At 70.7% G+C, this 20,672-nt stretch carries 16 protein-coding genes; 10 read left to right on the plus strand and 6 right to left on the minus strand.

The annotated features are described in order from the left end of the window. Positions 1 to 43: 43 nt before the first annotated feature. The 5 genes from ABR737_RS24900 (at position 44) to ABR737_RS24920 (ending at position 6,330) form a co-directional block, all read left to right on the plus strand. Entirely contained in the window at positions 44 to 1,315 is a 1,272-nt protein-coding gene (locus ABR737_RS24900; RefSeq protein WP_350252401.1) for an aspartate kinase, read from the plus strand. Then, positions 1,312 to 2,427, plus strand: coding sequence for an aspartate-semialdehyde dehydrogenase (locus ABR737_RS24905; RefSeq protein ID WP_350252403.1), 1,116 nt, complete (start codon positions 1,312 to 1,314; stop codon positions 2,425 to 2,427). Before ABR737_RS24900 ends, ABR737_RS24905 begins: the two co-directional genes overlap by 4 nt. Before the next feature lie 449 nt (positions 2,428 to 2,876). Continuing rightward, positions 2,877 to 3,539, plus strand: a complete 663-nt coding sequence (locus ABR737_RS24910; protein ID WP_350252404.1) for a SigE family RNA polymerase sigma factor — start codon at positions 2,877 to 2,879, stop codon at positions 3,537 to 3,539. Further along, the gene (locus ABR737_RS24915) at positions 3,536 to 5,293 is read left to right on the plus strand and encodes a hypothetical protein (protein ID WP_350252406.1); all 1,758 of its coding nucleotides are present in this window, start codon (positions 3,536 to 3,538) and stop codon (positions 5,291 to 5,293) included. The genes ABR737_RS24910 and ABR737_RS24915 overlap by 4 nt, the downstream gene beginning before the upstream one ends. Positions 5,294 to 5,373: 80 nt before the next feature. Then, positions 5,374 to 6,330, plus strand: coding sequence for an SURF1 family protein (locus tag ABR737_RS24920; protein WP_350252407.1), 957 nt, complete (start codon positions 5,374 to 5,376; stop codon positions 6,328 to 6,330). A gap of 56 nt (positions 6,331 to 6,386) precedes the next feature. Here the strand turns inward: ABR737_RS24920 and ABR737_RS43960 are convergent, their stop codons facing one another. Then, a complete protein-coding gene (locus tag ABR737_RS43960; RefSeq protein WP_502964543.1) occupies positions 6,387 to 6,641 on the minus strand; it encodes a hypothetical protein in 255 nt (84 codons plus the stop codon). 60 nt (positions 6,642 to 6,701) lie between these two features. On the opposite strand from ABR737_RS43960, the gene ABR737_RS24925 reads away from it, so the two are divergent. Next, positions 6,702 to 7,664 (plus strand): cation diffusion facilitator family transporter, encoded by a 963-nt coding sequence (locus ABR737_RS24925; protein ID WP_502964505.1) that lies wholly within the window; start codon positions 6,702 to 6,704, stop codon positions 7,662 to 7,664. 321 nt (positions 7,665 to 7,985) lie between these two features. Here ABR737_RS24925 and ABR737_RS24930 read toward each other — a convergent pair whose 3' ends face one another. Then, complete coding sequence (locus tag ABR737_RS24930; RefSeq protein WP_350256914.1) at positions 7,986 to 9,815, minus strand: S9 family peptidase; 1,830 nt, start codon at positions 9,813 to 9,815, stop codon at positions 7,986 to 7,988. Positions 9,816 to 10,103: 288 nt separating this feature from the next. On the opposite strand from ABR737_RS24930, the gene ABR737_RS24935 reads away from it, so the two are divergent. Then, positions 10,104 to 10,937 (plus strand): methyltransferase domain-containing protein, encoded by an 834-nt coding sequence (locus ABR737_RS24935; RefSeq protein WP_350252410.1) that lies wholly within the window; start codon positions 10,104 to 10,106, stop codon positions 10,935 to 10,937. 58 nt (positions 10,938 to 10,995) lie between these two features. On the opposite strand, the gene ABR737_RS24940 is transcribed toward ABR737_RS24935, so the two are convergent. Beyond that, entirely contained in the window at positions 10,996 to 12,288 is a 1,293-nt protein-coding gene (locus ABR737_RS24940; RefSeq protein WP_350252412.1) for a cytochrome P450 family protein, read from the minus strand. A gap of 168 nt (positions 12,289 to 12,456) precedes the next feature. Next, a complete protein-coding gene (locus ABR737_RS24945) occupies positions 12,457 to 13,143 on the minus strand; it encodes a TetR/AcrR family transcriptional regulator (RefSeq protein WP_350252414.1) in 687 nt (228 codons plus the stop codon). An 812-nt stretch (positions 13,144 to 13,955) separates the two neighbouring features. Between ABR737_RS24945 and ABR737_RS24950 the strand changes: the two genes are divergently transcribed. Further along, positions 13,956 to 16,052 (plus strand): bifunctional polysaccharide deacetylase/glycosyltransferase family 2 protein, encoded by a 2,097-nt coding sequence (locus ABR737_RS24950; protein ID WP_350252415.1) that lies wholly within the window; start codon positions 13,956 to 13,958, stop codon positions 16,050 to 16,052. A 162-nt stretch (positions 16,053 to 16,214) separates the two neighbouring features. Next, a complete protein-coding gene (locus ABR737_RS24955; RefSeq protein WP_350252417.1) occupies positions 16,215 to 17,684 on the plus strand; it encodes an LCP family protein in 1,470 nt (489 codons plus the stop codon). A gap of 85 nt (positions 17,685 to 17,769) precedes the next feature. Here the strand turns inward: ABR737_RS24955 and ABR737_RS24960 are convergent, their stop codons facing one another. Further along, positions 17,770 to 18,219 (minus strand): DoxX family membrane protein, encoded by a 450-nt coding sequence (locus ABR737_RS24960; protein ID WP_350252418.1) that lies wholly within the window; start codon positions 18,217 to 18,219, stop codon positions 17,770 to 17,772. Positions 18,220 to 18,407: 188 nt separating this feature from the next. On the opposite strand from ABR737_RS24960, the gene ABR737_RS24965 reads away from it, so the two are divergent. After that, complete coding sequence (locus ABR737_RS24965; protein ID WP_350256915.1) at positions 18,408 to 19,634, plus strand: amidohydrolase family protein; 1,227 nt, start codon at positions 18,408 to 18,410, stop codon at positions 19,632 to 19,634. Between the two features lie 19 nt (positions 19,635 to 19,653). Here the strand turns inward: ABR737_RS24965 and ABR737_RS24970 are convergent, their stop codons facing one another. Then, a complete protein-coding gene (locus ABR737_RS24970; RefSeq protein WP_350252419.1) occupies positions 19,654 to 20,442 on the minus strand; it encodes a GntR family transcriptional regulator in 789 nt (262 codons plus the stop codon). Positions 20,443 to 20,672 lie beyond the last annotated feature (230 nt).

The raw sequence follows: 20,672 nt of genomic DNA on the forward strand, positions 1-20,672 counted from the left end.
GTCCGGGAGGAAACTCCCGATGAGACAGTTGCGAGGAGCGCACGTGGGCCTTGTCGTGCAGAAGTACGGCGGCTCATCCGTTGCGGATGCCGAGGGCATCAAGCGCGTTGCCAAGCGAGTCGTCGAAGCCAAGAAGAACGGCAACCAGGTTGTCGTGGTGGTTTCGGCGATGGGCGACACGACGGACGAGCTGATCGATCTCGCGCAGGAAGTGTCCCCGATTCCGTCGGGGCGCGAGTTCGACATGCTGCTGACCGCCGGAGAGCGGATCTCCATGGCCCTGCTGGCCATGGCGATCAAAAACCTCGGCCATGAGGCGCAGTCCTTCACGGGCAGCCAGGCAGGTGTCATCACCGATTCCGTGCACAACAAGGCACGGATCATCGACGTCACGCCGGGCCGCATCAAGACCTCCGTCGACGAGGGCAATATCGCCATCGTCGCCGGGTTCCAGGGCGTGTCCCAGGACAAGAAGGACATCACGACGCTGGGGCGCGGTGGGTCGGACACGACCGCCGTCGCGCTGGCAGCCGCCCTGAACGCCGATGTCTGTGAGATCTACACCGATGTGGACGGTGTCTTCACCGCCGACCCCCGGGTCGTGAAGAAGGCCCGGAAGATCGACTGGATCTCCTTCGAGGACATGCTGGAGCTGGCGAGCTCCGGATCCAAGGTGCTGCTGCACCGTTGCGTCGAGTACGCACGCCGTTACAACATCCCGATCCACGTCCGCTCCTCGTTCTCGGGGCTGAAGGGCACGTGGGTCAGCAACGAACCGCAAGGGGACCAGCCGATGGAGCAGGCAATCATCTCGGGCGTCGCACATGACACCTCCGAGGCGAAGGTCACGGTCGTCGGAGTCCCGGACAAGCCGGGCGAGGCCGCGCGCATCTTCCGTGCGATCGCGGACTCCGAGGTCAACATCGACATGGTGGTGCAGAACGTCTCCGCCGCGTCGACCGGTCTGACCGACATCTCCTTCACGCTGCCCAAGGCCGAGGGCCGCAAGGCCGTCGCGGCCCTGGAGCGGACCCGTACGGCGGTGGGCTTCGACTCGCTGCGCTACGACGACCAGATCGCCAAGATCTCGCTGGTCGGCGCGGGGATGAAGACCAACCCCGGCGTCACGGCGACGTTCTTCGAGGCGCTGTCGAACGCGGGCGTGAACATCGAGCTCATCTCGACCTCCGAGATCCGCATCTCGGTGGTCACCCGTGCCGATGACGTCAACGAGGCCGTACGGGCCGTGCACACCGCCTTCGGTCTCGACACCGACAGTGACGAGGCCGTGGTCTATGGCGGCACCGGCCGATGATTCCGGCCGAGGCGGGCCGTCCGTCCCTCGCCGATACGGCGTGGGCGGGCGCCCGTAAGGCCGCCAAGCCGCATCTCGCCGTCGTCGGCGCCACCGGCGCCGTCGGCTCGGTCCTGCTCGGCATCCTGTCCGAGCGGGCCGATATCTGGGGCGAGATCCGGCTGCTCGCCTCTCCCCACTCGGCCGGCCGCAAGCTGACCGTGCGGGGCGAACAGGTCGAGGTCGTCGCGCTGAGCGAGGAAGCCTTCGACGGTATCGATGTCGCGATGTTCGACGTCCCCGACGAGGTCTCCGCGCAGTGGGCACCGGTCGCCGTGTCCAAGGGTGCGGTGGTCGTGGACAACTCCGGCGCGTTCCGGATGGACCCGGACGTGCCGCTGGTCGTGCCCGAGGTCAATGCGCACACGGCGCGGGTGCGTCCGCGCGGCATCATCGCCAACCCGAACTGCACGACGCTCTCGATGATCGTCGCGCTGGGGGCGCTGCATGCCGAGTACGGGTTGAGCGAGCTGATCGTCTCCTCGTACCAAGCCGTTTCCGGGACGGGCAAGGCCGGCGTCGACACCTTGCGCGCGCAGCTGTCCGCGGTGTCCGGTACGGAGCTGGGCACCGCGCCCGGCGATGTGCGCCGGGCCGTCGGGGACACGCTGGGGCCGTTCCCGGCGCCGATCGCCCTCAACGTCGTGCCCTGGGCCGGCACGCTCCAGGAGGACGGCTGGTCCTCCGAAGAGCTCAAGATCCGTAACGAGTCCCGCAAGATCCTGGGGCTGCCGGATCTGCCGGTCACCGCGACCTGTGTGCGGGTGCCGGTGATCACCACCCACTCCCTGACCGTGCACGCCCGGTTCGAGAACGAGGTCTCGGTCGGCGGTGCGCACGAGATCCTGGCCGCGGCCCCCGGGGTCGTCCTCAGCGACGACCCGGCCGAGGACGAGTACCCGACCCCTGCCGATGTCGTCGGTACGGATCCGACCTGGGTCGGAAGGGTGCGGCGCTCGCTGGATGACCCGCGGGCGCTGGAGCTGTTCGTGTGCGGGGACAACCTGCGCAAGGGGGCTGCCCTGAACACGGCACAGGTCGGTGAGCTGGTGGCGGGGGAGCTCCGGGGGTAGGGGCGGGTGCCCCATGGGGCCGGCGGTTTGCCGGCCCGGTCCCTTATGGGTTTCGTGACCTGCCGGTGCGGGCTTCTGCCATGGTGGGGAGCCGAGTTGGCGGGATCGGCCGTCGTGCGCCTACCGCCTGAGGGATACTTTGCGGAGCGTGTGAAGATTCTGTGAGCGGATTACTGGTCCGAACCTCTTGATCTGGGCTGACGGCCTGTTCGACCATTCGCTCCCCGCCAGACTGCAACCGGCAGTTGGGCGGGGAGCGTCTTTGTGGCCGCCCGCAGGGGTGGCCCGGGATGTCCGCGGGTCGCAGGGGGAGGCCCCGGTGTCGGGGAATTCGCGTCGGGCAATTAGGGCATTCAGGAAGAGCTGGTACGCATGAGGGCATTTGATGCATCGTCAAAAGCGGTGCCTTGCGCGTACAACCCTTATAGGGGGAAGCGTGTCCAACAGGCGTGGCAGAGGTACTCGGATTCACCATCGCCCCGGCGGGGGCAGCGGGCGCAACGGTGCGCCCGCCGCGGCCCCTTGCGTCCGGGGGCATGCCAGTGATCGCTCCCTGGCCCACCACGCGTCCCGCGCAGATTCCTCCGCAGCGTGGGGACACTGACGACGCGATGGCAGCGGGCACCACAGTCGACCACCTCACCGAGACCTACCGCGCGCACTACCGCTCCCTGCTCGGTCTCGCCGCGCTGCTCCTCGACGACACCGCCTCCTGCGAGGACGTCGTCCAGGAAGCCTTCATCCGGGTGCACTCCGCGCGTGGACGGGTGCGCGAACCCGAGAAGACCCTCGCCTACCTCCGTCAGACGGTCGTCAACCTCTCGCGCTCCGCGCTGCGCCGCCGCATCCTCGGGCTCAAGCTGCTGTCCAAGCCGATGCCCGACATGGCGAGCGCCGAGGAGGGCGCCTACGACCTGCTGGAGCGGGACCAGTTGATCCAGGCGATGCGCGGTCTGCAGCGTCGGCAGCGCGAGGTGCTGGTGCTGCGCTACTTCGCCGATATGACCGAGGCGCAGGTGGCCCAGACGCTGGGCATATCGCTCGGTTCCGTCAAGGCCTACGGGTCGCGGGGCATCGCGGCGCTCCGCGTCGCGATGGAGGCTCCCGCATGAGTGGCACCACGCGTGGCCGGTACGACCCGTTCGACCCGTTCGACCCGTCCGGCTCGTTTGACTCGTGTGGCCCGTCCGGCGCGACCCGGTCGGGCGACCCGGTCACGTCGGGTCGGTCGGGCGACCCGGTCACGTCGGGTCGGTCGTTCGACCCGGTCGCGTCGGGCCGGCTGCTCGACCCGGTACGTGAGCTGTATGCGGCGCGTGAGGCGCAGGGGCAGCCTGGAGGCGGACGGGGTGCGGGACACCCGGGCGACGAGCCGGGTGCGGGCCGTCCGGGCCACGAACTGGATACGGACCGTCCGGGCCACGAGCCGGGTGCGGGCCGTCCGGGCTACGAGCCAGGTGCGGGCCGCCGACGGGGTGACACGGTCTGGCAGGGCGCGAAATCCGGCCAAAATTCCGGCAGCGGCGAGGACATCGGTGTCGCGGGGCAGGCATCTGCCGGTACCCACGAGGCGGTGGCTCACGCCGAGCAGGCCCACGGCGGTACGGACGGCGCAGCGGCGCGCGCCGGTAGGGACGACACAGCGGCCCGAGCCCAGGGAGCGCCCGCGGGCATGGCGGGAGTCGCGCTCGGTGCCCGGGGCGGGGCAGACGCCGGTGAGGGGCCCGAGAGCCATGCGTACGGCAGCGACGCCCAGGAGCACACCGGCACCGCCTTCGGCGGCGCCGGTGGCGACGGCCACGGCCGCAGCCACCCCACCGGCGGCTTCGGCGGCGAGGACGACCTGAGGCGGCTGCTGCAGTCCCGCGTGGGCGGCCTCGAACCTGCGCCGGACGCGCTGGAACAGCTGCGCCGCGCGGTACCCGCCCGCCGTCAGCGCCGTCGGCATGCCGTCCTGGGCGCGGCCGCCGCGCTGCTCCTCGGTGGTACGTCCATCCCCGCCATGGTCCACGTGGTGAACCTCGCCGACGGCTCCGAGGAACGGGCTGCCAATGCGGCCGGCAACCAGCACGCCCAGGGCAGTACCGGCGGCACACACGGCGAAGGCACCGAGCAGGCCGGCCCGCGGCCGACCCAAGGGGGCGGCGAGACGCCGGGCGGCGGCGAGCCGCAGGGCGAGGGCAAGGCCAAGGGCAAGGAGGGCGCGGGCCCCGGCGCGGGTGCCGGAACCCCCGGCCCGGACGAGACGATGGACGTCACCTCGCCGGTCTGCGGGCGCGACCAGCTCGGCAACGGCAGCAGCACGGTCGGTCCTGCGGACTCCACGGGCCGTATCTACGGCACGTTCCGGGTGGTCAACACCTCCGGTGCCGCATGCTCCGTCGAGGGCGGCGGCACCGTCGGCCTGGCCGCACACGGCTCCACGAACCCTGACCGCATCCATGTCGTCGACCACACCTCGGGTGATGAGGCCACCGGCCTTCCCGACCCGGCCACCACTCCTGACCAGCTGGTTCTCAAGCCGGGGGAGGCGTACGAGGTCAAGTTCGCCTGGATCCCGCAGTCCGGCGGCGGCGCCACCGGATGCGTCAATCCCGGGCCCTCGCCCACCCCCGCACCCTCCAAGGACCCGGGGCAGTCCCCGGACGCCGGGGCCACGGCAACGGGCGACGGCGGTGGCGGCAGCGGTGCCGGCGGCGGTGGCGGCCAGGCGGGCGGCGACGAGGGATCCGGGGGCGGCGGCGCGTCCGGTGGAATCGTTCTCACCCATACGCCGGAGGCCGGCGAACCCTCCGCGGCCGACGCCAAGGTCACGGACGCCTGCGCCGGAACGGTGTACCGCACCGAGGCGCTGGCCGCCCCGTAGGGGGCGACGGCAGGGGCATGGCCGGAGGAGGCCGGAGGGGGCGGTGCGGGCCCGCCGCACGGGCCCCGTACCGTTGTGGTGTGTACCGGTTCCTGCTGACCCCGCGGTGGTGGGGAATCAACGTGTTCGCCGTACTGGCGATTCCGCTGTGCATTTTCATGGGCAGCTGGCAGCTGAGCCGCTTCGAGGACCGCGTCAACACCCATCAGCAGCAAGAGGACCGCTCCGCCCGGGCCAAGACGGCGGCGGCCCGTCCGCTGGCCGGTCTGCTGCCCGTCGACACGGTCACCTCAGGACGGCAGGCCAGCGCCCGCGGGCACTACGACACCGGGCACCAACTGCTCGTGCCGGACCGCACCTTGAAGGACAAGCACGGCCGGCAGCAGCAGGGCTTCTACGTCCTCGATCTGCTGCGTACGGACGGCGGCAAGGCGCTGCCGGTCGTACGGGGCTGGCTGCCCGGCGACGCCGGTTCGAAGGCCGACACGGCGAAGGTGCCCGCGCCGCCCAAGGGTGAGTTGACGGTCACCGGCGCGCTGCAGGCCTCCGAGAACCAGGGCACCGACGGTGTACAGGCCGGCGGCGGGCTGCCGCAGGGGCAGCTCGGCATGATCAGCGCGGCCTCGCTGGTCAACATCGTGCCGTACGAGGTGTACGACGCCTGGATCACGCTCACCGACGCCCAGGCGCCGCTGCGCGCTGTCCCCCCGGCCGCCGCCGAGGGCAGCGGCCTCGACCTGAAGGCCTTCCAGAACCTCGGCTACACCGGCGAGTGGTTCGTCTTCGCCGGCTTCGTGGTCTTCATGTGGTTCCGGCTCTTCCGCCGTGACGCCGAAGCCGCCAAGGACGCGGCGCTGGGCATCGTGACGGAGGAGGGCCCGGTGTCGGGGGGAGGCCCGAAACCTGAGGGAGGCCCGGGGCCGGAGGGAGATCTGGAGGACGGCGGGGGCGCTACTCAGAGCGAGGAGCGGGGCGTCGGCCAGGGTGAGGAGCAGGGCTCCGAACAGGCTGAGGCGGCCCCGGCCCAGCGGGCCTGAAGCCGGTCGCCGGGACCCCGCTACTGCGACCATGTTGCACCTGGTCAGAGGCCGTATCACGGCAGTAGCCGCAATGGGTTCGGCGTGCCACGGTAGGCCATATGGCAGGCAAGAGCACCCACCCGCATGGCCATGATCACGCCCGTCACCCCCAGCGCCCCCAGCACCCCCCTTACGTCCAGGCGCACCACCTCCATCCCTCCGATCATGGCCGTCATCACGACCGCGATGACGGCCGTGAGGGCTGTGACGGTCATGACGGCCGTGACAGCCATGACGGCCGTGACAGTCATGACAGCCGTGACAGTCATGACAGCCATGGGCACGGTGGCCACCACGATTCCGGCCGTTGGTCACGGATCCGGCATCGGATCGTCCACCTCGTCACCCCGCACAGCCATGACGCCATGGACAAGATCGACGGTGCGATGGAGACCTCCCGCGAGGGCCTGCGCACTCTGTGGCTCTCGCTCGGCATCCTGGGCCTGACCAGCGCGATCCAGTTGGTGGTCGTGGTGCTGTCGGGGTCGGTGGCGCTGCTCGGCGACACCATCCACAACGCTGCCGACGCCCTGACCGCCGTTCCGCTGGGCATCGCCTTCGTCCTCGGGCGCCGGGCCGCGAACCGCCGCTACACCTACGGCTACGGCCGGGCCGAGGACCTTGCGGGTATCGCCATCGTGCTGACGATCGCCGTCTCCTCGGGGCTGGCCGCCTACGAGGCAGTGGACCGGCTGCTGAACCCCCGCGACATCACCCACCTGTGGGCGGTGGCAGCGGCCGCCGTGGTCGGGTTCATCGGCAACGAATGGGTGGCTCGCTACCGCATCCGCACCGGGCGCAAGATCGGGTCGGCCGCGCTGGTGGCCGACGGCCTGCATGCCCGTACCGACGGCTTCACCTCCCTCGCCGTCCTCTTCGGCGCGGGCGGCGCGGCCCTCGGCTGGCGGGCGGCCGACCCGCTCATCGGCCTGCTGATCACCGCCGCCATCCTCATGGTGCTGCGCGACGCCGCCAGGGAGGTCTACCGGCGGCTGATGGACTGCGTCGACCCCGGACTCATCGACGCCGCCGAAACGGCCCTGCGCACGGTGGACGGTGTCCGCGGCATCGGCCAGGTCCGCATGCGCTGGATCGGCCATACCCTGCGGGCCGAGGCCGATATCGTCGTGGACTCCCGTCTCACCGTGGTGCAGGCCCATGCGCTGGCCGTCGCCGCGGAACACGCCCTGATCCACGCCGTCCCCCGGCTCACCGCCGCGACCGTGCACACCGACCACACCAGCGAGGGCACAGACCCCCATGCGGCGCTGGCGCATCACACCACTACTTGACCGGGCCCCGCCCCGCTCCCCCCCGCTCCCCCGCCCCCTGGGCCCCGCCCCGCCCCCTCCCCACCCCTCCATCGACTTTCGGCCCTCGGCGGCAGCTGTCACATCGACCGGCCTCCGGCCCTCGGCGGCAGCTGCCGCATCGGCCTCCGGGCCTCGGCGACAGATGTCACATCGGCCTCCGGACCTCGGAGGCTGCCACCAGGGGCGCTTCGCGCTGGCGGCAGATGCCCGAGCCCCGGGGAGCCCCCGGTGGGACGCGCCCCCGGTGCTTCTCGCCCCTCTCCGGCTCCTTCCCGGCTCCTCCCCGGCTCCTCTCCCGTTCTAGTTCTTCTCGATCACATGCCGCTGGGCGAAGTCGAGCTCCAGGCGGACCTGCTTGATGCGCTCCTCCACGACCAGGGAGCCGTGGCCGGCGTCGTAGCGGTAGACCTCGTGCGGATGGCCGCGGTCCTCCAGCCGCTGGACGTAGTTCTCCACCTGCTGGATCGGGCAGCGTGGGTCGTTGACGCCCGCGGAGATGTAGACCGGTGCCCGCACCGCGTCCACATAGGTCAGCGGCGAGGACGCCTCGAAGCGTTCCGGGACCTCCTCGGGGGTGCCGCCCAGCAGGGTCCGGTCCATCGCCTTGAGGGCTTCCATCTCGTCGTTGTACGCCGTGACGTAGTCCGCGACGGGGACCGCCGCCAGGCCCACTGCCCAGGCTTCCGGCTGGGTGCCGAGTCCCAGCAGGGTCAGGTAGCCGCCCCATGAGCCGCCCGAGAGCACCAGCCGCTCCGGATCCGCCAGGCCGGACGAGACCGCCCACTCGCGGACCGCGGCGATGTCCTCCAGCTCGATCAGCCCGACGCGATGCTTGAGCGCATCGGTCCAGGCGCGGCCGTAGCCGGTCGAGCCGCGGTAATTGACGCGCACGACCGCGAAGCCGTGGTCCACCCAGGCCGCGGGGGACGAGGCGAAGGCGTCGCTGTCGTGCCAGGTCGGGCCGCCGTGTATGTCGAAGACCGTCGGGAAGGGGCCTTCGCCCGCCGGCTGCTGTACCAGCGCATGGATACGGCCACCGGGGCCCTCCACCCATACGTCCTGCACGGGAACCGACGCGGGTGCCTTCCTACCGGGCGGGTCCAGCACGACCTTGCCGCTCGTCGAACGCACCTCTGGGGGCTGCGCCGCCGACGACCACAGGAACTCCACCGTTCCGTCCGGCCGCGCCGTCGCACCCGAGACCGAGCCGGCCGGGGTCTCGACCCGCGTCAGCCGGGGACGGCCGGGCGCGGCAGCCGCGTCGGTGGCGTCGGCCGGAGCGCCGGTGCCGGCCGGCCGGACCAGCTCGTAGCGCCACAGCTCGCTGCGTGCCTGGTACTCGTGCTCCACCAGCAGCGCCGACCCGTCGGGATACCAGTCGGCACCCACGTCTCCGGGCAGGTCGATCTCCAGGGCGGTCTCCGTCCCGGTCAGCGGATCCCAGATCATCGGCTCCCAGCGGCCCCGCCGCTGGTGCCCCACCAGCAGCCGGGCATCCCCGTCCACCGGTGCGAAACCCATCACCGACAGGCCCAGCTCCTCGGTCCCGCCCTTGGTGTCGTCCAGCTCCGCGACCGTGGACCCGTCGGGCCGTACGACGCGGATCGCGGAGTGCATCGCATCGCCGTGTTCGGTGTGCTCGAGGGCGATCAGCGAGCCGTCGTGCGAGAGATCGCCGACGCCCGCCGACTCGCGGTGCCGGTAGATCTCCACCGGCGCCTCACCCGGCCGTACGACGTGGACCGTCGAGCCCTCCTCGTCCGTGGAGCACCCGATGACCGCCGTTCCGTCCCGGCCGATCGCCAGCCCTCCCGGATACGAGGCGGCGAGTCCCGGGGTGGCCGGCTCATCCGGGCCGCCGGCGAACGGCTGCCGCATCCAGACGCCGAACTCGTCCCCGTCGGTGTCCGAGAACCACCAGATCCACTGGCCGTCCGGCGACAGCGTCCCGTCGGTCGTGCCGTTCGGCCGGTCCGTGGCCTGCCGTTGGCTGCCGGTTGCCCGGTCCCAGGCGTACAGCTCGAAGGTGCCGGTGGCGTTCGAGACGAACAGGGAGCGGTCCGGGGCGTCCTCGGCCCAGTCCGGCAGCCCGATCCGCGGCGCACGGAAGCGCTTCTCCCAGTCCGGCATCGCGGCATCCGCGCCCCGGGTATCCGCCGCGCCCGACGGGCCCGCCGCGCTCACCGAGTCATTCGAGTCCTTCGGCGCACCGTCCGTCACCGCTATCGCGTCGGACGAGGCCGTCCCCGTCACGGCTGTGGGGTGGGTGGCAGCCGTTGGCGCGTGTGAAGAGTGCGAAGGGTCCGGAGCGGTGGCGTGGCCTGGATCTGCGGTCGTCTCGTCAGTCATGGGCCCATTCTGCGCCCGGCGCCGGAAATCCGTTGGCGAGGGCCACAAGCCTGTGGATAACTTCGCTATATGCGAAGAAACGCCGGTCCCGACGACTGGTGGGAGGCCAACCGCGCGATGTGGGACGAGCGCGTCGCCCTCCACACCGTGAGCGATTTTTACGACCAGGACGGATTCCGCAGGGCGCGCGACGTGCTCCGTGATTTCGAGGTTGCGGAGGTCGGGGACGTCAACGGGCGGTCCCTCCTGCACCTCCAGTGCCATTTCGGCCAGGACACCCTCTCCTGGGCCCATCGTGGTGCGGCCCGGGTCGTCGGCCTGGACTTCTCCGAACCCGCCATCGACGCCGCCCGTGAGCTGGCCGCAGAGCTCGGCTACGGCCCGGACCGTGCCGCGTTCGTCGCCGCCGACGTCTATGACGCCGCCGAGGCCGTCCCCGACACCGCGTACGACATCGTCTACACCGGCATCGGCGCCCTGAACTGGCTTCCTGACCTGGAGCGCTGGGCCGACACCGCCGCCTCCCTCGTCGCTCCCGGCGGCTTCCTCTACCTTGCCGAATTCCACCCGCTGTGCGACGCCCTGGACGACGAGACCGGATCGCGCCTCGTCCACGACTACTTCAGCCGCGATGCATGGGTGGACGAAACCCCCGGTACCTACGTGGATTTCGGCGCACCGACGGTCAATAACCGCAGCGTCGAATGGCAGCACCCGCTCGGCGACGTCGTCTCGGCCCTGGCCGGCACGGGCCTGCGCATCGACTTCCTGCACGAGCACGACATGACGATGTTCCAGCGCTTCGCCGCCCTGCGACGTGACGGCGACGGCTATCACCGGTTCCCCGGCGACCGCCCCCGCGTCCCCCTCATGTACTCGCTGAAGGCAAGCCGTACGCGCTGACGGCAGCCGGCCGGCCAGGCCCCGCGGCAGGCCCAGCGGCCTGCCGCGAGAGCTGTGCTCACCCCAGCCGCACCGGCAGCGCGTTCAGCCGCCAGTTGCCCGGCAGGGGCGTCCGCTCCAGGTGTTCCGGTGCGACGCCCAGCGACAGCTTCGGGTAGTGCGCGAGCAGTTTGCCGAAGGCGACTTCGCCCTCCTGTTTGGCGAGTGTGGCGCCCAGGCAGTAGTGCGCTCCGTGGCCGAAGCCCACATGGTTCTCGGCATGGCCCGCGGGGTGGCGGGTCAGGTCGAGGCGGTCGGGGTCGGTGTAGTGGCGCGGGTCGAAGTTCGCCGACACCAGGATGAGTTGGACGGCCTCGCCCCGGCGGATCGTGGTGCCGGCCAGGTCGACGTCGGCGCCGGCGTAGCGCAGCTGGGTCATCTGCACCGGCCCGCACCAGCGCATCAGCTCGTGCACGGCGCGGGGGAGCAGGGCCGGGTCGTCCTGGAGCAGGCGCCGCTGGTCGGGATGGGTGAGCAGCGCCGCCGTGCCGTTGCTGATGAGGTGGGCGGTGGTCTCGTGACCGGCGAGGACGAGCGTGAGGATCAGGGTGACCATCTCGACGTCGCTGAGCCGGCCCCCGTCGTCGTCATGAGTGCGGATCAGCTCGCTGAGCAGATCGTCGGTGAGCGCGCCGCGCCGCTCCCTGACCATCTGGTGGATGTGCTCGATCATCGGCGGGAACGAGGTGCTGAGCCGGTCGGGCTCCATCGAGACGAGGTCGGTACCCCACTTCCGCCACTGCGGGCGGTCCGCCTCGGGTATGCCGACCAGTTCGCAGATGACGGTGATCGGCAGCGGGTAGGCGAAGTGCTGGATGAGATCGACGACGCCGTCCTCGGCGTGCTCGGGCAGCCGGGCCAGCAGTGCGTCGGCGATCTGCTCGACCCGCGGCCGCAGGTCGGTGATCTTGCGGGCCGTGAAGGCCCGCGACACCAGGCGGCGCAGCCGGGTGTGATCGGGGGCGTCGTAGTTGAGGATCGATCCGAGCAGGTAGGGGCGGAGGTGTTCGGGGAGGCCCAGCATGTCGATCAGCCTGGTCAGCGGGTTGTCCTCGGCCGCGTGCCCCAGGGACGGCGCGGCCGGGTTGTTCACGAACCGCTGGTCGCGCAGGACTTGGCGGACCTCCTCGAACCGCGTCACCAACCAGACGGGTGAGTCGTCCATGAAGCGGCCGCGTACGACCGGGCCCTGCTCACGCAGCGCGCCGTAGCCGGCGAACGGGTCGGTGATCAGCGCCGGGTCCATCACATTCGGCTCGCCCGGGTGTTTCCCGACGTGTGCGGCGAACGGTGAGGTGGGTAATGCCGACATCTTTCGTTCTCCTCCGGGTTGGGAGTCGGTCTGGGAGTCGGTCTGGCCGGGGGTCGGTCTGGCCGGGGGTTCGCTCGGGTGGTGAGGGGGCGGCCATGGGGCACGCCCCGAAACGGACCGGCGGACCGGCCGCGCTTCGGCCCTGCCCGCGCCGCCGTGGCAGCCGGATCAGTCGCGTACCTGCCGGCGGATCTCGCGCAGGGTGAGTTCCCCGAACTGTTCGTAGAGCGCGATGATCTCCGGCGCCGCTGCGGCCGCGGCCTTCTGCCCGCCGGGGGTCTCCAGCGCGCCGCGGACCGTTCGGGCGAGTATGTCGGCGCGTACCTCTGGGGCGACGGGGGCCCTGCCGGCGAGCAGGGCCTCGCCCGTGAAGAAGCCGGTGGCCATGGCCATCAGGGCGTACTGCTGGTGGTGCACCTCGAGGTCGTCGTGCACCAGGCCGTGTCCGCGCAGCACTTCGAGATGACGGCACAGCATCCGGTCGCCTTCGGCTATCAGCTCGGTGAGTTCCTTCTTCGCGGTGTCGTTGAGCCGGCCGAGGATGTCGGCATCGTCGGTGTATACGGCCCGCAGCACCGGATCGTTCAGGGAGTCGCAGAAGAGCCCGCGCAGCATCCGGCTCGGCAGGATCTCCAGCGGATCGGCGCGCATGCGCTCCAACTGCCGGTGATGGTTGCGGAACTGGCTCTGCAGGACGACGGCGAGGAACAGCGCGTCCTTGGTCTTCCAGTGGAGGTAGACCGTGCCCTTGCCGACCTTGGCGCGCCGGGCGATCTCGTCGATCGTCACCCGCTCGTAGCCCCAGGCGAGGAGCAGGCCCCCGGCCACGTCGAGGATGCGTGTACGACGCTCCACCCGGTCCACGGTCAGTCCCCCTCTGACTCCGTGACCAGATTTCATATCTGGTCACGGAGTCAACGCTAGATTCGCCGGATCGGCGGGAAAAGCCCTATTCCGGCCAGGAGTTGGCCGGATGGGTCTTCGTGTGTGCCGGGGTGAGGTGACGTCAGGTGTTAGAACACTCTCAAAACGGGGTGGCCCGACGCTGTGGGGCGCAGTGCGCCAGGCCGCGCGAGGTGTGCCCGAGAACGGCTGTGACCTGGTCATATGCGCGCGGATCGCGGGAGTGTGGGCGGTGGCGTGCGGCCCTGTCAAGGTGACGAGAGATGTTCGAAGTTACCCACTGCTGAGGGTGACTGGTGAGTACACTCGCCGACCATGTGTGAGGCCAGCCGGAACACAAAACGGCAAAATATACCCCTTTCTCAGCCATGTGCCGACGCTTCGGTCTGGCAGGGAAAGGCCGTGCGGAACCCGGCCGCCGCTGTCGGATGCGCTCCCCGGTGGGCGTTCGCCGCCGGCGACGGGCGGGTTCCGACCGGGCGAGTGGCCGTGACGGGCAGATCGGCCAAGGCCTCGGCCTCCGAGGGCCGCACGCCGTTTCCTGTCCCCGTCACGGCGGCCGCCCCGACGGTCACCGCCGGCACCCGCAGCGCCTGCACTACCCCCACATCCCCCACCCCCACACCCCCCATGACCCCCACATTTGGCATCACCCCCCACATTCCCCCACACCCCCACACCCCCACACTCCCCAACACCCCCACCGCCGCCCCGCTCTCAAGACACCCCACCCCGGCCGCGCCCGAGACCGTCACGGGCGCGACATGAGGGGCCGGGCCAACCGGCGCAGGCATGCCCAGTCCCGGGATCCGCGCGGCCATTGGCTGCTGCTGAGCCTTGTGCTGCCCCTGGTGTTCGGTGCCCTGCTCTTCGAGGGCTGGACCACCCATGAGGTGGACGCCGCCAAGGTCCGCAGCGACTGCACCCAGCCGGTGCCGCCGGCGGTGGAGAAGGGCGGCCCGGTGGTGGATCTTCGCGGCGGCACCGTGAAGACCGCCGGGATGCCGGCCCGTACGGTGGCGCTCACCTACGACGGCGGACCCGACCCGGTGTGGACGCCGCGGCTGCTCGACCTGCTGCGCGAGCACCATGTCCACGCCACCTTCTTCCTGTACGGCGCCAAGGCCGCCCAACACCCGGACCTGGTACGGCGGATCAGGGACGAGGGCCATGAGATCGGCTCGAACACCTACACCGGCGCGGTCATGGGCGAGGCATCGCCCCTGCGTGCCCGGATGGAGCTCTCGCTCACGCAGAAGGCGCTGGCCGGCACGGCGGGCATCCACACCAGGCTGCTGCGGCTGCCGCAGACCACCGCGGCGGACACCATGTGCGGCGCGGAGTGGAAGGCGGCCAAGAAGGCGAGCGCGGAGGGCTACACACTGGTCGCCGCCGACCGGTGGTACCGCAAGCCGGCGCAGGGCCTCATCCGGCAGTTCAGCCAGAACGACACCGCCTACAAGGACACCGAGCGGCTGCTCGCCAACCGGAACGTCGACAAATTCACCACCGTGACGGCCGGGGCCAGGCTGCCCCCGGCCGAGAAGACGGTCTCCGGTACCGAACGAGCGGTGGGCACGGCCCTGGTCTGGGTCAAGGTCGCCGGCTACACCTTCGTGCACGGCATGACCTGGGTGCTGGGCATCGCCGGCACCCTGGGTGTGCTGCGGCTGGTGTCCCTCGTCGTCTTCGCCCGGACGCACGTCCGGCGGCTGACCCGCTTCCGTCCAGGATCCCCCTGGCTAAGGGAGGTCGCCGATCCGGTGACGGTGCTCGTGCCCGCGTACAACGAAGAGGCGGGCATCGAGTCCACCGTCCGTTCGCTGCTCGCCTCCACCTACGTGGAGATGCAGATCATCGTGATCGACGACGGGTCGACGGACGACACGGCGGAGATCGCCGTCCGGATCGGAGACCCCCGCGTGGAGGTGATCCGCCAGTACAACGCGGGCAAGGCGGCAGCCCTCAACACCGGCCTGGCGCATGCCCGGTACGAGATCGTGGTCATGGTCGACGCCGACACGGTCTTCGAGCCCGATGCCGTCTACCGGCTGATCCAGCCGCTCGCGCACCCGGCGGTGGGTGCGGTCAGCGGCAACACCAAGGTCGGCAACCGCGGCCGGCTGCTGGGCCAGTGGCAGCACCTGGAGTACGTCTTCGGGTTCAACCTCGACCGGCGGATGTTCGAGGTCCTGGAGTGCATGCCGACCGTCCCCGGCGCCATCGGGGCCTTCCGCCGGGATGCACTGATGGGCGTCGGCGGCGTCAGCGAGGACACCCTCGCCGAGGACACCGACCTGACGATGGCCCTGTGGCAGGCGGGCTGGCGGGTGGTCTACGAGGAGTCCGCGATCGCCTGGACCGAGGTGCCCACCTCGCTGCGGCAGCTGTGGCGGCAGCGCTACCGCTGGTGCTACGGCACGATCCAGGCGATGTGGAAGCACCGCCGTGCCGTCATCGAAGTGGGCCCGTCGGGGCGCTTCGGACGGCGCGGGCTGAGCTACCTCGCGCTCTTCCAGGTCGCCCTGCCGCTGCTCGCGCCGGTCGTCGACGTCTTCGCCCTGTACGCGGCGCTGTTCCGCGGCCCGGTGCTCGCGGCCACCGTGTGGTTCGGCTTCCTCGGGATCCAACTGGCCTGCGCCTGGTACGCGTTGAAGCTCGACCGGGAGCCGGTGAAGTCGCTGTGGACGATGCCGTTGCAGCTCTTCGTCTACCGGCAGCTGATGTACCTGGTGGTCATCCAGTCCGTGGTGGCCTTCCTGCTCGGCACCCGCCTGAAGTGGCAGCGCATGCAGCGTTCCGGCACCGCGGCCCAGCAGATCGGCCAACCGGTCGCGTACCAGGGCCTGACGTCGAGATGACCCCGTAACGGGCCCTTAGGGGCGTCCGTACGGCCGTGTGCCGTGCGGACGCCCCGGGCGCCGGCAACAGCCGGCTGCCGGCCCGGTCCCGCACCTCCCGCTCGTTTGTGCAGATCCGAGCCCTCTGTGGTGAAGAGGACATGACATTGGAGACTTCCGCGCATGACTGACTGGCTGGACAGGCCGCCCGAAACCTGGCGCGGCGGCGAAACGGAGACGACGTACCCCGGCCACGGGCAGGTGTGGCTCCCGGAGGAGCAGCACCCGCCCCAGATGTATCCGCCCCAGGAGCCTCTGTTCCAGGAGCCTGTGCCCCAGGGGCCTACGCCCCAGATGTATCCGCCGCAGGGGCCTACGCCCCAGATGTATCCGCCGCAGGGGCCTACGCCCCAGATGCACCCCCCGCAGGAGCCTCCGCCGCAGATGCACTGGCCCCGGATGGACCCGGCAGGCCCCGTGAACAGCCCGCTGCCCGACGTCCGGGCGCCCGCACCGGCGCCGGTGCCCCCGGTCCGGCGCGACGCACGCGGCGGGAACGAGGGGCGCGCGGTCCGGCCCGGCCGCGTGGGCCCCGGCGCCGGCCCCCCGGGCCCCGAAGCCGGGCGTGCGGGCCGCGGCCGGCGCGCCGCCCGCCGTTCCCCGCGCCGCCGCCGGGTCAGGCGGACGGCGATCCTGTTGGTGACCGTGCTGCTCTCCGGCTCCCTCGGCACCTACGTCTGGGCCGACACGCAGCTCAACCGCGAGGTCGACCTGGACAAGATCGCGGACCGGATGCCGCCGGGCCGGGGGACCAACTACCTGATCGTGGGCTCCGACAGCCGGGTGGGCCTTTCCGACCGGGCCAAGAAGGACCTGCACACCGGCGGTTCGGCCGACGCGGGCCGCCGCACCGACTCGATGATCCTGCTGCACACCGGCGCCCACGGCACCACGATGGTGAGCCTGCCGCGCGACTCGTGGGTGACCATCCCGCCGTACATCCGCCCCGACACCGGCAAGCACTACCGCGCGGCGAAGAACAAGCTCAACGCGGCGTTCTCGTTCGGCGGCCCCGATCTGCTCGTCCAGACCATCGAGCGCAACACGGGCGTGCACATCGACCACTACACGGAGATCGGGTTCGCCGGTTTCGTGGGCATCGTCAACGCCATCGGCGGTGTGCCGATCTGCCTGGACCGCGACGTCAGGGACAAGAAGTCGGGCGCGAACCTCAAGAAGGGCTGCCAGACCCTCGACGGCCGTACGGCACTGGCATTCGTCCGCCAGCGCCACCAGGAGGCCCAGGGCGACCTCGGCCGGAGCCAGAACCAGCAGAAGTTCCTGGCCGCCCTCGCCCGCAAGGCCGCCACGCCCGGCATCCTGCTCGACCCGGCCAAGGTCTATCCGACCATGAGCGCGGGCCTGGGCACGCTCATCGTCGACAAGGACACCGGCCTGACCAACCTCACCTCGCTGTTCAAGGCGATGAAGGGCGTCACGGCGGGCGACGGCAAGCGGCTCAACGTCCCCGTGTCGAACCTCAACCTCCGCACCTCCAAGGGCAGCGCCGTGCAGTGGAACGAGGCGAAGGCGAAGGAGCTCTTCACCGAGATGAACGACGACCGTCCGGTGACGGTCGGGGAGAAGGGCTGAGCCACCGCGAACGGGCCTTCGGCCGGTCGGCCCCGCGGTCGGTCCCGCGGGGCCTCGGCCCGCCGGAGGCCCGTTCGCCGCGCGGCTAGCGGAACAGGCCCAGCGCGCCGTCGAGCGACCAGCACTGCCAGCTCATGGCGAGCAGCCCCGTGAGGGAGATCAGCGCCATCATCAGGTTCTGCCCCTGCTCCGCCCAGTCGTGGATCATCAGCACGAGATAGATCAGGTTGAGCACCGCCCCGCAGACCAGGGCCACCGGCGTCAGGAAGCCCACGACGAGCCCGAGGCCGAGAGCCAGCTCCGCGTAGGCGACGAGGTACGCCATCGGCCGGGGGCGGGGCTTCACCCAGCGGTCGAAGCCCGTACGGACCGCGGACCACCGGTGCTTGGCCGCGATGCCGGCCGCCCAGGTGATGCCGCCGCCGGTGAACCAGGTCTTCTTGTCCTTGTGGCGCCAGCTCTCCAGCCACCACAGCCCGAGGCCGATACGGAGGACGGCGAACCACTCGGCACCGCTGAGCCAGATCGTTTGCATGCTGTCCCCTCGCTGCTCATCCGCTGAACTGACGATGTGTCAGTTCAGCGGACGGGACGCCACCGCGCAAGGGGGTGGAGTTTGCCCTCTCGCCTTGTCGCCGCACCGGGGAGCCCATAACCTCGAAACTGATGGATCGTCAGATATGGGTCCGGCATGAGCCACCGGCGGGCAGTTGGGGGTACAGCGTGATCAGCAACGAGAGCGGCACGGCGGAGCTTCCCAGGGTCATCAGCGTGGACGATCACGTGATCGAGCCCGCGCACCTCTTCGAGACCTGGCTTCCGAAGAAGTACCAGGACAGGGGGCCGAAGCCGTTCACCGCCGGCATCGGCGGGCTGGAGTACGTCGGCGGGAAGTACCGGTTCACCACGGACCCGGAGGGCCAGCTCACCGACTGGTGGGAGTACGAGGGCCTGATCTTCCCGTACAAGCGCATCATCGCCGCCGTGGGCTTCTCCCGCGACGAGATGACGCTGGACGGGATCACCCGGGAGCAGATGCGGCGCGGGTGCTGGGACCCGAAGGCGCGGCTGGCGGACATGGACGTCAACCATGTCGAGGCGTCGCTCTGCTTCCCGACCTTCCCGCGCTTTTGCGGGCAGACCTTCGCCGAGGCCGGGGACAAGGAGGTCGGGCTCGCGTGCGTCCGGGCGTACAACGACTGGATGGTGGAGGAGTGGTGCGGGGACAGCGGCGGGCGGCTGATTCCGCTGTGCCTGATCCCGCTGTGGGACGTCGGGCTGGCCGTCGCCGAGATCCGGCGCAACGCCGCCCGCGGGGTGCGGGCGGTGACCTTCAGCGAGATCCCCACCTACCTGGGGCTGCCGTCCATCCACTGTGGGTACTGGGACCCGTTCTTCGCCGCGTGCGAGGAGACCGGAACCGTCGTGAACATGCACATCGGCTCGTCGTCGCAGATGCCGGCCGCCTCACCGGACGCACCGCCCGCCGTGCAGGCCTCCCTGAGCTTCAACAACGCGATGGCCTCGATGATGGACTTCCTGTTCAGCGGCGTCCTCGTGAAGTTCCCCCGGCTGAAGCTGGCCTACAGCGAGGGCCAGATGGGGTGGATCCCGTACGCCCTGGAGCGCGCCGATGACGTCTGGGAGGAGCACCGGGCGTGGGGCGGGGTCAAGGACCTGATCCCCGAGCCGCCGTCGTCGTACTACTACCGGCAGATCTTCTGCTGTTTCTTCCGCGACCGGCACGGCATCGAGGCGATCGAGACGGTGGGGGTCGACAACGCGACCTTCGAGACCGACTACCCGCACGTCGACTCGACCTGGCCGCATACGAAGGAGGTGGCCGCCGAGCACGTGGCGGGGCTGCCGGCGGAGGTGACGTACAAGATCCTGAGGGGGAACGCCATCCGGATGCTGGACCTCCCGTTCGACCGGGAGCAACGGGCCTGAGGGGAAGGCCGGGCGGCACTCACCACCTTTCCAGGGGCGTGACGAACAGCATTTCCGTGCGGTCGCCGGGCAGGATGACGTCGGCGACGCCCACGATCCGGTCGTTGACGTCGATCGAGGTCTTCCGGAGTACGAGCACCGAGGTCCCGGGCGGCAGTTCCAGCTCCGCCGCCTCTTCGGGGGCCGGCGGGCGGGCGGTGACGTGCTCCTCGACCCGGCCCAGCTCGATGCCGAGGGTGTAGAGCTGGGCCTGCGACCCGCCCGGCCAGGGCTCCTTGGTCTCGTCCAGCAGGTCGGGATTCTTCGCGATCATGTCGCGGACGAGGTACGAGGTCATCAGGCTGAAGGGCGCGCTCTCGGCGACGTACCGCGTTCGGTAACGGCGTTCGAGGAGGGGAGTGCCTTCCGGCAGGTCGAAGGCCCGCGCCAGCTCCTCGTCCGCCTCCCGCTCGCGGTACGACGCGTGAAAGACCAGGTCCTCGACGTGCAGACCGGTGTCCCGCTCGGTGGCGCCGGTCCGGGCCCGTTCCGCCAGCGGCTCGCGCGCCCGGCTCTTCTCCCACTGGTGGCTGAGGTTCGTGCGCACGGCAACGGTGCGCGGGCGCCGGACGACGTTGCCGCGCCCGCGCTGCTTCTCGATGAGGCCTTCGTCGCAAAGGAACCGGAGAGCGGCCCGGACGGCCGGCACGCTGCGCCCGAACTCCTCGGCGAGCTCCGCCTCCGGGGGCAGATGGTCGCCGGGCTTCCACCGGCCCGCCCGGACGGCCTGCCGGAGCTGGTCCGTGATCCGCTCGTACGCCACTGCCATGCGTGCTCACCGTTCCGTCGCTCGGCGCCCGGCCGGGCCGGCCGTCCCGACGGCGCCACCTTATGACTCGGCATGAGCCGTTGACGTGCCGGAAGCGTCCGCATGGCCGAAGCCCGCGCTCGCTGCCGGCGACGTCTTCCGGGGCGGCGCGGCGGCAACGGCGAACCCGGCTCAGGGACGGCGCGGAGGCGCGAAGAAGGGGGAAGGGCATGTCCGCGTTTCACACCGGA

The organism is Streptomyces sp. Edi2 (assembly GCF_040253635.1).
GTDB lineage: Bacteria > Actinomycetota > Actinomycetes > Streptomycetales > Streptomycetaceae > Streptomyces.